The following is an 11,866-nucleotide window of genomic DNA, read 5'->3' as shown; positions in this document are numbered from 1 at the left end:
GTCAGCCGATTGAAATATTGCCTTCTGGATAGCGGACGCGCTCTCCAAGGGTGTAGTGCCAAATAGAAAAGATCGTCAGCGGACCGAGTCGACCGATGTACATGACAACGATGCACAGCAGTTTGGACGCAGTGCAAAGCTGGGTCGTGATTCCGGTGGAGAGTCCGACGGTACCGAATGCGCTCACGGACTCAAAGAGGAGATCGGTGAGTGGAATCTGTGGTTCTAAAATCGAGAGCAGATAGGTACAGACAAAGACGATGCTTCCGCCGAGAATCGTGATGACCGAAGCTTTGCGGAATGCGCCTTTCGGGATTGCGTAGTGAAAGACTTTTTCTGTGTGGTTCGTTGCCGCCGACTTGATTCCCTGGATCAGGACGAAGACCGTGCTTGTCTTGATACCGCCGGCAGTCGAACCCGGTGACGCGCCGATGAACATCAGCACCATCATCACGAGGAGACCCGGTGTGTGGAAGTCTCCGAGCGGATAGGTGGAAAATCCTGCGGTTCTCGCGGAGACGCTGTGGAAAAATGCGACGAGCCAGGAGAAATCCTCTGTCATTTTTAAGAGAATCATGCCCCCGAATGTCAGAACAAAGCTGACGGAGAGGACAACGCGGGCGTGCATCGACATTTTGTTCCAGTGGAGCCGTGTCTGCACGAGCTCACAGATCACAAGGAAGCCGATGCCTCCGAAGAAGATCAGTGCACAGGTCACGAGATTTAAGAATACATCATCCCGGTAGGGAATCAGGTTCTGCATTCCGCCTAAGATGTCGAAACCGGAGTTGTTGAATGCGGCGATCGAGTGAAAGATACTGATTCCGAGTGCCTTGAGTGGGGGATAATTTCGTGAAAAGACAAAGAAACTGAGGATAGCACCGATCGATTCAATGAGGATGGTCGTGAAAAATACGGCGCGGATAAAGCGGATCATTCCTTTTCCGGAGTCGAGGTTCATCGCCTCGCGGATCAGGATGCGTCCCTTTAAGTTGATTTTGCGTCCGATCGCAAGGATGATTCCGGCACCGATCGCAGTGACGCCGAGTCCGCCGACCTGAATCATGACAGCCAGAAAAAACTGACCGAGTGGGGTAAAAGTATCACCGGCATCGACAGCGATCAGTCCGGTGACGCAGACTGCGCTTGTCGCGGTGTAGAGGGCGTCGATGTAGCGCAGGTGGACACCGGCTTTGAGGCTACATGGTAACATCAGAAGTCCGGAACCAGCCAGAATCGCGAGCGCGAAGCCGAGGGAAATGATTCTGACCGGAGTGGTGCGCTTAATCATTCGGATTAAAAAATCCATCATTAAATTTACTCCTTTATTCCTTATAACTCAGAATGGATGCCCCCACCTGTGGAGGCGGGGGTATCACAAAAGAGTATTTTTTGAGAAAATTTACAGCAGGAAAATGTTGTGCTCACGGCAGGTCTTGCGCATCTCCTCCGGCCACAGGCTTGCCTGTACCTCGCCGACATGGGCGCGGTCGAGAAGAAGCATGCACAGACGAGACTGACCGATACCACCGCCGATCGTGCACGGAAGCTCGCCGTTTAAGAGCATCTTGTGGTACGGAAGTTCACGGCGCTCCTCACAGCCGGCTTTCTTTAACTGCTCTGCGAGAGATTTCTCGTCAACACGGATACCCATGCTGGAGATCTCGAGAGCGCAGTTTAAATGCTCGTACCAGAACAGGATATCACCGTTTAACTGCCAGTCATCGTAGTCCGGGGCACGTCCGTCGTGTGGCTCACCACATTTCAGTTTGTCACCGATCTTCATCAGAAATACACAGCCGTATTTCTTTGTAATCAGGTTCTCGCGCTCCTTCGGGGTCTTGTCCGGATAAAGTTCCTCAAGCTCCTCGGAGGTGATGAAGGTGATGTCGTTCGGAAGCTCTTTTACTGCCTGCGGGTATTTGTACCACACCTCATGTTGCATGTGCTTGATGATCTTGAAGATTGTGCGAACGGTCTCCTCAAGTGTCTCGATCGTGCGTTCCTCGCGGGTGATGACGCGCTCCCAGTCCCACTGGTCGACGTAGCAGGAGTGCAGGTTGTCGAGCTCCTCGTCACGGCGGATTGCGTTCATGTTCGTGTAGAGACCTTCACCTGGCTGGAAGCCGTACTCTTTGAGGGCCATACGTTTCCACTTTGCGAGGGAATGAACGACCTCAACCGTCTGTCCCGGGATGCCGGCGATGTCAAAAGAAACCGGGCGCTCCACGCCGTTTAAGTTGTCGTTTAAACCGCTCTCGCGGGTGACGAACAGCGGTGCAGAGATACGCTCGAGATGCATCTCGCGTCCGAATTCTTTCTGAAAGGTGTCGCGGATGTATTTGATTGCCTCCTGGGTTTCCCGAACACTCAGGTGCGGGTCATAGTTTTCTGGAATAATCAATGCCATAGGGGTTCCTCCAAATTAATGAGTCGTTTGTAGCTGGCTGATCTTTCTTGAAGATTTAGGTTTAAAATGTAATAATGCGGATCAGTAGCTACTATTCTTTATGGTATCATTTTGCAGGAATCTGCACAAGAGAAAATTTTATTTGGGGCTCCCTCAGCGCAAGAATTCCGTGCAAACGCGCTCTCGCTCCGGGTTCAGCGTAGCGGTGCATAAGACCGTAAAACACACGGTCTAAGCACCGACGCTTCACACGGGTTTGCCCTGGAACTTCTTCGCCGAGGGAGCCATCCTTTAATTAAGAAAAAATCAGGCAACTGTAAGTAAAATACAGTTACCTGGTTGGATACGGGATTAAATAATTGTGTTACATCAAATGCAATTTTCTGCACAGGCGGACGATTCGCATTCCAAACGGCATATCGCGGAGCTCGTCTTCGGTGACAGAGCGGGTCAGGATAATCATCAGTCCATAGATGACCATAGCGACCGGAACTGCAACGAGGAAGCCGAGGCGATAGCTGTGAGTTACGGTACGGATTCCGACGTAAACTCCCCATGCACAGGCGCCCATGACGGCGGAGGAGAGCAGAGGAAGAAGGAAGGTCGTGCGGATTTCCTGATGGTAACGCAGGCGCTTGCCGATCGAGATCCAGTTCAGGATGCAGACGACGAGGGCGAAGGTGACGTTTCCGATCACGAGTCCGTATACACCGAGATTCAGATGCTCAATCATCACATAGACGAGAGCGATGTGAATCACAAGTGAGATTGCGGAGTGGGTGACGGATTTGCGCATCAGGTCAATTCCCTGAAGAACAGCGTTTGTGACGGTCGACAGGGAGAAGAAGACGACGGCGGGTGCGCCGATCATCATCAGCTGGGCGGTCAGTTCTCTGCTGTCACCGAAGATGATCTGCATGATCGGTGCGGAGAGAACGCCCATGCCGACGCTACACGGGATCGCGATCAGCATGTTGAACTTGACGGTCAGACCGATTTTATATTTGACCTCGCGGTGCTTTCTCTGGGTGCGAGAGTGGACAATGCTCGGGATCATCGAAGTTCCGAGAGCCGAGGCGATTGCGACCGGCACATTGGAGAGCAGACGGTACTTGTTGCTGTAAATACCAAACAAGGTTGCGCGCTCTTTCTCGGTCAGTCCCTTTGCACTCATCAGATTTCCGAACATTGCATTGTCGACGGTTCCGCTGAGCTGGTAGACGAACTGGCTGAGAATGATCGGAGTCAGCGTCATGAAGAGGGCGACGTAGATCGTTTTCCATGTCTCAACCGGGACAGTCTGTGGCTGAGAGAGACGTCTCTTGTTTCTCTTCTGATAGCGGATCATCAGGATCGTCAGAAAGACGAAGGCGGAGAGTGCACCGCAGAGAGTTCCGAGGGTTCCGCCGGCTGCGCTGTAAGAACCTACGTTGTCACGGCTGGCGAACCATACGGTGAACGTGTAGGAAGCGCCGATGCTGACGCCTGCGTTGACGATCTGCTCGATGACCTGGGAGATCGAGGTCGGAACCATGTCTCCGAGACCCTGGAAGTATCCGCGGATTACGCCCATGATCGAGAAAACGAGGATCGTCGGTGCCATGACTTTTAGTGGCAGGGCACTGTTCGGGCTCTTGAAGACGGTCGAGGTGATCGCATCTGCGCCGAAGAACAGGATCATCGTCATGATTCCGCCGGCGATTGAGCCGAAGATCAGTCCGCTCTTGAAGACTCGTTTTGCGTCCTGATACTGACCGCGCACGCGTCTTGCCGCGATCAGTTTGGAGACCGCTAAAGGCAGGCTGTACGAGGAGAGAATCAGACCGATGTTGTAGATTTCATAGGCAGTGCTGTAATAACCGTTTCCATCACCGCCCAGAATGCGGGTCATCGGGATTCGGTACAGCAGTCCGATGAAACGGACAATGATTCCGGCTACGGCCAGAATACTTCCCTGCACCAGAAATCCGGCATTCCCGCCAGAGGCTGATTTGTTTGCTTTTTCATTCATAATAAAAAAATCTCCTGGTAATTTCCCGAGGTGTGTTGTGAAGACACCACGGAGTATGATGATATTATTTTGTTACCGTGTATAAACAGTAACAGTATTTTTGCTATTCCATAGTATAACGCATTTGTGGAGGAGACACAACCAGATTGAAAAACAGATTCCTTATTACTGTGTAATGGATGAATGGGAATGATTCCGCGCAGACATGGCAATCTGTTCGAGGATGTGATAAAATGTTTCTGTATACGCTCTGCATGGATGTGCAGTGATTCTGATAAGAAGATGTCAGCAGAGCTGACCGAAAACGCGCGCCAAGTCGATACTTGCGTCGACTTTCATACCATGGCGGGAGCAGATTTGTCGGAAAGAAATGAAAGCAGAAATAATCAGAGTTTGCGATAAGAGAGGAGAAAAAATTATGCTGAAGAAGATTGGATTTATCGGAACCGGAATTATGGGAAAGGGAATGATCCGCAACCTGATGAAAGCCGGATTTGAGGTTGCTGTGTATAATCGCACGAAGGCGAAGGCGGATGACATTGTCGCAGAGGGCGCTGAGTGGAGAGATTCTGTGAAAGAGTGCGTTGCTGACCGCGATGTCGTGATCTCGATTGTCGGTTACCCGAAGGATGTCGAGGAGACGTATTTTGGCGAGAATGGCGTGATTGCAAATGCAAAGAAGGGAGCTTACGTCATTGATATGACGACGAGCAGTCCGAAACTCGCAGTTCAGATTCATGAGAAGGCGAAGGAGGCAAGACTTCATGGATTGGATGCACCGGTGACCGGCGGAGATTCCGGAGCAAAGGCGGGAACGCTGACGATCCTTGTGGGCGGAGATCAGGAGGATTTTGAGGCTTGTCATCCGATTTTTGAGGCGATGGGAAAGAATATTAATTATGAAGGAAAAGCTGGAAATGGTCAGCACACAAAGATGTGCAACCAGATTGCAATCGCAGGAGCAATCTCCGGTGCGTGTGAGGCAGTTGCCTACGCGAAGGCAGTCGGACTCGACACGAAGACGATGCTTGATTCGATCTCGACCGGAGCAGCGGGAAGCGCGCAGATGAGCAACGTCGTTCCGAGAGCACTGAATGGAGATTTTAATCCGGGATTTTTTGTGAAGCATTTCATCAAGGACATGAAGCTCGCAGACGGGGAGGCAAAGGACGCGGACCTTCATCTTGGCATGCTTGAGTATGTGCTTGGCATGTATGAGGAGATGGAAAAGGAAGGAATGGGAGATTTGGGAACCCAGGCACTCCTCAAATATTATGAAAAATAAAAATGTTTCGCAGAGATTCTGATTATAAAGAAGAATCATACGTTTTGCGAACATTGACTTAGAATAAAAAGAAGAACGTTTACATGACGACAGGGAAGGACAATAGAGATAGTGAAAAAGGAACATCAGCCTAAGCGCCAGAGTGTCTGGATGCTTCAGACGAAACGGGCGGATTTTAATGGGATTGCGTCACGGTTTCATATCAGCCCGGTGACGGCACGGATTATTCGAAATCGAAATGTGGAGGGAGAGGAGGAGATTCGCAGATACTTGTACGGAACCCTCGATGACCTCTACAATCCCCATCTGATGAAAGGAATGGATCTTGCAGGAGAGATCATGGAAAATAAGATTCGCGCGGGCGTGCATATCCGGATTGTCGGAGACTACGACATTGATGGAGTCTGCTCGACCTATCTTCTCTATAAAGGAATCTCGCACTGTGGCGGTCATGTGGATTACCAGATTCCGGAGCGAATCAAGGATGGGTATGGAATCAACGAGCAGATTATTGAGAAGGCGAAGGCGGATGGGGTGGATACGATCATCACCTGCGACAATGGAATCTCTGCGATCAGTCAGATTGAACGTGCAAAGGAACTTGGAATGACGGTGATTGTGACGGATCACCATGAGGTCGTCCGTGGTGAGAATGGGGAGCAGTGTCTTCCACCTGCGGACGCCGTCGTGAATCCCAAACAGGATGACTGTTCCTATCCGTTTCCGGAAATCTGTGGTGGTGTTGTCGCCTACAAATTTGTGCAGGTGCTCTATGAGCGATTTGGAATTTCGCGTCAGGAGTGGCTTGATATGCTTGAGTTTGCCGGGATTGCAACCGTCGGCGATGTGATGAAACTCCAGGATGAGAACCGCATTCTTGTGCGGTTTGGACTTAAACAGATCGCAAAGACAAAGAGTGCTGGTTTGCGCGCGCTTGTTGAGGCCTGTGGTCTCGATATTACGTCATTGACGGCATATCACATCGGGTTTGTGATCGGTCCGTGTCTGAATGCGAGTGGTCGTCTCCAGACTGCAAAACTCGCGCTTGAGCTTTTACTCTGCGATGATTATGTCCGCGCAGGACGGATGGCGGAGGAGCTTCGCGAGCTCAATGAGGAGCGAAAAGAGATGACGCGGGATGGAGTGGAACTTGCGCTTGAGCAGGTGGAGGAGCACTATGCAAATGACTCGGTTCTCGTGATTTTTCTTCCAGACTGTCATGAATCTCTGGCGGGAATTATTGCCGGAAGAGTGCGGGAGGCGTGGAACCGTCCGACACTTGTGCTTACGCGGAGTGAAGGATGTGTCAAGGGTTCCGGGCGTTCGATTGAGGCGTACCACATGTATCAGGGCCTCTGCGGGGTCAAGGATCTGCTGTTGAAGTTTGGTGGTCATCCGATGGCGGCAGGATTTTCACTGAGGGAGGAAGATGTGGATGAGTTTCGGCGCAGGCTCAATGAGCAGGCGAACCTCAAACCTGCGGATTTTATCCCGAAAATCTGGATCGATGTGCCCCTTCCGCTTGAGTATGTCTCAGAACCGCTGATTCAGGAACTTGGGAAACTGGAGCCGTTTGGAAATGGAAATGAGAAACCTCAGTTTGCCCAGAAAGATCTGATGATCCGGAGTGTGCGTGTCCTCGGGAAAAACCGGAACGCAGTGAAAATGATGCTTGTGACCCCACAGGGTCTCCCGATGGATGGAATGTTGTTCACCGAGGGTGATCGGTTCTTAGAGGAACTCGGTGACCGGCGAACGATCGATGTGATCTATTATCCGGATATCAATGAGTACAACGGGAGAAGAAGTCTGCAAATTATGATAAAAGAATATAAGATCCACTAATTTATCCTGTTCAGCGCGGGATTAACAAATGAAAATGATCTGTCATGCACGGGAATGCGTACTTGACAGGTCATTTTTTGCGTACTATAATCGGGATTAATAATTCTGACAATAAGAGAAAATCAGTGCAGAATACAGAGAGGAGAATTGCCATGGTAAACGAAGTGATGAAATTCATTACGGAACATGACCCGGAAGTGGGAGCCGCTATCGAAAAAGAAGCAATGCGTCAGAGAGGAAATCTTGAGCTGATCGCATCAGAGAATATCGTCTCAGAGCCGGTTATGATGGCAATGGGAAGCGTGCTGACGAACAAGTACGCAGAGGGATATCCGGGAAAGCGTTATTACGGTGGATGTCAGAATGTGGACGTGATCGAGTCCATCGCGATTGAGCGTGCAAAGAAGCTGTTTGGCTGTGATTATGCCAATGTTCAGCCACATTCCGGTGCTCAGGCAAACATGGCAGTTTTTCTGGCAATGTTAAAGCCGGGCGACACGGTTATGGGTATGAATCTGAGTGATGGTGGTCATCTGACTCACGGAAGCCCAGTCAACTTCTCCGGTCTGTATTTCAATATCGTTCCTTACGGAGTAGATGACAACGGATTTATCGATTATGACAAGCTCGAAGAGATTGCAATGGAGGCAAAGCCGAAGCTGATCGTTGCAGGTGCAAGTGCTTACGCGAGAACGATTGATTTCAAGCGTTTCCGCGAGGTTGCAGATAAGGTTGGCGCTTATCTCATGGTAGATATGGCTCATATCGCTGGTCTTGTTGCAGCAGGAGAGCATCCGAGCCCGATCCCGTATGCAGATGTTGTGACGACTACGACTCACAAGACTCTGCGTGGACCGAGAGGTGGACTGATTCTGGCAAACAAGGAAGCAGCAGAGAAGTTCAACTTCAATAAGGCAATCTTCCCGGGAACTCAGGGTGGTCCGCTTGAGCATGTGATTGCAGCAAAGGCAATCTGCCTCGGTGAGGCTTTGAAGCCGGAGTTCAAGGAGTATCAGAAGCAGGTGAAGAAGAATGCAGCAGCTCTGGCTGATGCCCTTCAGAAGCAGGGATTCAAGGTTCTGACCGGTGGTACAGACAACCATCTGATGTTGCTTGATCTGCGCGGAATGGATGTTTCCGGAAAAGAACTCCAGAACCGTTGTGATGAGGTTTACATCACCCTGAACAAGAATACCGTTCCGAATGAGCCGAGAAGCCCGTTCGTTACCTCCGGTGTGCGTATCGGTACCCCGGCGATCACAACTCGTGGTCTGAAGGAAGAGGATATGCCGAAGATCGCAGAGTGCATCTGGCTGGCAGCAACCGACTTCGAGAACAAGGCTGATTATATCCGTGCCGAAGTTACCAAGCTGTGCGAGAAGTACCCGATTTACGAGTAAGGAAATCTGGATACAGAAAAGAAAATAAAGAAAATTAGAAAAATTAAGAAGAGACGGAAAGTGATCTGAGAGGGGATCTTTCCGTCTTTTTTTTTAAACGAAAGACTTTACAAATGAAAGTGCGATTGGAAATAACTTTACTTAGATTTTACAAATAGGCTTGTTGTATTTTACAAAACTGTTATATGATACAAAATAGAGAGAATGAAACAAAACTGTATGAGAATAAAGGGAAAAACACAGAAAGATTGGGTCATGGGTACGGACAGAAATGATGACAGAGCTAACTGTGTGAGGGATGGAGGAAAAAACGATGATTTATTTAGTGGAGGATGACAACAGTATCCGGGAGCTTGTGATTTACACACTTCAGACGACAGGATTTGAGGCAAAAGGTTTTGCATGTGCGAAGGATTTCTGGAATGAGATGAAAAAGGAGGAGCCGTCTCTGGTGCTTCTCGACATTATGTTGCCGGATGAGGATGGTCTTTCGATTTTGAGAAAACTTCGAGATTCCGGTCATACCTCGAGACTGCCGGTGATCATGCTGACGGCAAAGGGAACCGAGTATGACAAGGTGATTGGGCTTGACAGCGGAGCAGACGACTATATTCCGAAGCCGTTTGGAATGATGGAGCTGATTTCGAGGGTGAAGGCACTTCTTCGCCGGACGGAGCCGGAGCGCAGAGGTGGAATCCGCACGCTCGGTTCAGTTACAGTGAACCTTGACAAGCACACCGTGACGGTGAAGGATGAGCCGGTTGCCTTGACGTATAAGGAGTTTGAACTGCTCTGTTATCTGATGGAAAATGAGGGGATTGTGTTGACGAGAGATCAGCTTCTCTCCAAGATTTGGGGATATGATTTTGACGGTGAGACACGCACGGTGGATGTCCATATCCGGACGCTTCGTCAGAAGCTTGGAAGTGCGAGTGGCTATATTGAGACGATTCGCGGAGTGGGATACAAGATGGAGGAGCACGCATGAAACGGCGAATTTTCAGAAGTATCTGTATCGTAGCTCTCTTCTCGATTCTGATTGCTACCTGGACGACGACATCGCTTCTCGGACAGGAGGCAAACCGGCAGACGCGCGAGGAGGTAAAGCGAGAGATCTGTTATCTCTCAGCCGGTCTGGAAGAAAGTGGTGCAGAGTATTTTGATGAGCTTGACAAGATTGAGAGTCATATTGCGAGAGATTCTGATCGGCAGATCAATCGGATCACCTGGATCGCAGAAGATGGAAACGTCATCTATGACAGCTATGCAGAACCGTCCACGCTTCCAAATCATAGCGATCGACCGGAAGTAAAGGAAGCGATGGAGACGGGCGAGGGGGAGACATTTCGTGTCTCTGACACGCTTGCAGAGCAGACGTATTATTATGCGAAACGACTGAGCGGTGGAACGATCATCCGTGTTGCGAGTACAACCCGCACAGATCTGGCAAGTGTGATTCACACGGTTCCGGCAATGCTCATGATGGCAGGTGTTATTTTTGTAATCACGATGATTTTTGCGGACACGCAGACGAAGAGGATTGTCAAACCAATCAATGAGATAGACCCGGATAATCCGCAGATTGATCAGGTATATGAGGAGTTAGATCCGCTTGTGCGGAGTCTTCAGAGGCAGAAGCTGACGATAAAACAGCAGATGCAGACGCTCAAGGAAAAACAGGAGGAGTTCACAGCGATTACGGAAAATATGAAAGAGGGATTTATTGTTGTAGACAGCAAGGCAAATGTGATTTCGTACAATAGCAGTGCAGTGAGAATTCTCGGTGTGGATATCAGCAAGATCGAGAATCAGGGGGGTGAGCCGGAACATCGAAATGTGCTCAATTTTAACCACTCTGCAAGTTTTCGGGAAGTGGTAAGCGATGCGCTTCACGGAGAGCGCGGACAGCAGAATCTTGAGTTGAATGGAAAGTATTATCAGCTGATTGCGAGTCCGGTTGTGGAGTCGGGAGACAAGAGAGGAGCCGTTGTGGTCATCCTCGATGTGACGGAAGAGCAGAATCGCGAGGAACTGCGAAGGGAGTTCACTGCGAATGTATCGCATGAGCTCAAGACACCGCTGACTTCGATCTCGGGATATGCGGAGATCATGAAGGATGGACTTGTGCGTCCGGAGGATATGGGACGTTTTTCAGAGAAGATTTACACGGAGGCACAGCGACTGATCACATTGGTCGGAGATATCATCAAGTTGTCGCGTCTTGATGAGGAGAAGGTGGAGATTGAGAAGACGGATGTGGATCTGTGCCAGATCGCAGCAGGAGTTGTCACTCGCTTGAAGGAGACGGCGCGCACTGCGGGAATTGAGATCTCACTCACCGCAAAACCGGCTGTCGTGAATGGGGCATCGCAGATTCTTGATGAGATGATTTTCAATCTCTGTGAAAATGCAATCAAGTACAATCGCCCACATGGAAGAGTGGATGTCGTTGTGGATGAAATCAACCATCATCCGACTGTGATCGTAAAAGATACGGGAATCGGAATCGCGGAGAAGGATCAGGATAGGATCTTTGAGAGATTCTACCGGGTGGATAAGAGCCATTCCCGCCAGATCGGTGGAACAGGGCTTGGACTTTCGATTGTGAAACACGGGGCAATTTATCATAAGGCGAAGGTAGAGATGGAGAGTAAGATGGGAGTTGGAACGACGATTAAGATTATATTTCCGTGAGTTTTTCTAAAAGAGCATGAAGAGCATAAAGGGTATAAAAAGTATAAAGAGTATAATGGGGGCGCCGACGATGAGTAAAGTCCTGCAAACTCGTTCTCACTCCGGGTTCAACGTAGCGGTGCGTAAGATCGCAAAATACGCGATCTAAGCACCGACGTCTCACACGGGTTTGCAGTGACTTTCTCACCGCGGCGCCCTGCTAGTGTATACATAAAAGCTGT

Annotated in this window: 8 protein-coding genes; 5 read left to right on the top strand and 3 right to left on the bottom strand. The window is 49.8% G+C overall.

Going from position 1 to position 11,866, the window contains the following annotated elements:
- Position 1: 1 nt before the first annotated feature.
- From ACR0QT_RS06585 to ACR0QT_RS06575, 3 genes are all read right to left on the bottom strand, one after another.
- Complete coding sequence (locus tag ACR0QT_RS06585; protein WP_432630068.1) at positions 2-1,297, bottom strand: TrkH family potassium uptake protein; 1,296 nt, start codon at positions 1,295-1,297, stop codon at positions 2-4.
- A gap of 105 nt (positions 1,298-1,402) precedes the next feature.
- The gene (gene asnA / locus ACR0QT_RS06580) at positions 1,403-2,410 is read right to left on the bottom strand and encodes an aspartate--ammonia ligase (protein ID WP_432630035.1); all 1,008 of its coding nucleotides are present in this window, start codon (positions 2,408-2,410) and stop codon (positions 1,403-1,405) included.
- A 364-nt stretch (positions 2,411-2,774) separates the two neighbouring features.
- Entirely contained in the window at positions 2,775-4,421 is a 1,647-nt protein-coding gene (locus ACR0QT_RS06575; RefSeq protein ID WP_432630034.1) for a putative polysaccharide biosynthesis protein, read from the bottom strand.
- Positions 4,422-4,842: 421 nt separating this feature from the next.
- On the opposite strand from ACR0QT_RS06575, the gene ACR0QT_RS06570 reads away from it, so the two are divergent.
- The 5 genes from ACR0QT_RS06570 to ACR0QT_RS06550 all read left to right on the top strand — a co-directional run bounded on the left by ACR0QT_RS06570 (position 4,843) and on the right by ACR0QT_RS06550 (position 11,645).
- The gene (locus ACR0QT_RS06570) at positions 4,843-5,706 is read left to right on the top strand and encodes an NAD(P)-dependent oxidoreductase (protein WP_432630067.1); all 864 of its coding nucleotides are present in this window, start codon (positions 4,843-4,845) and stop codon (positions 5,704-5,706) included.
- A 150-nt stretch (positions 5,707-5,856) separates the two neighbouring features.
- Positions 5,857-7,551 carry a single-stranded-DNA-specific exonuclease RecJ gene (gene recJ, locus ACR0QT_RS06565; protein ID WP_432630066.1) on the top strand — a complete coding sequence of 565 codons (1,695 nt, stop codon included), beginning with the start codon at positions 5,857-5,859 and terminating at the stop codon, positions 7,549-7,551.
- A 152-nt stretch (positions 7,552-7,703) separates the two neighbouring features.
- Positions 7,704-8,951, top strand: a complete 1,248-nt coding sequence (glyA, locus tag ACR0QT_RS06560; protein WP_432630033.1) for a serine hydroxymethyltransferase — start codon at positions 7,704-7,706, stop codon at positions 8,949-8,951.
- Positions 8,952-9,264: 313 nt separating this feature from the next.
- Complete coding sequence (locus tag ACR0QT_RS06555; protein WP_432630032.1) at positions 9,265-9,939, top strand: response regulator transcription factor; 675 nt, start codon at positions 9,265-9,267, stop codon at positions 9,937-9,939.
- Entirely contained in the window at positions 9,936-11,645 is a 1,710-nt protein-coding gene (locus tag ACR0QT_RS06550) for an ATP-binding protein (protein ID WP_432630031.1), read from the top strand. Before ACR0QT_RS06555 ends, ACR0QT_RS06550 begins: the two co-directional genes overlap by 4 nt.
- Positions 11,646-11,866: the final 221 nt, after the last annotated feature.

Origin of the sequence: Brotaphodocola sp. (genome assembly GCF_050873365.1) — a bacterium.
Taxonomy (GTDB): domain Bacteria; phylum Bacillota; class Clostridia; order Lachnospirales; family Lachnospiraceae; genus Brotaphodocola.
Note: the sequence above shows the minus strand (reverse complement) of the source record. Positions and strands in the feature narration are given on the sequence as shown.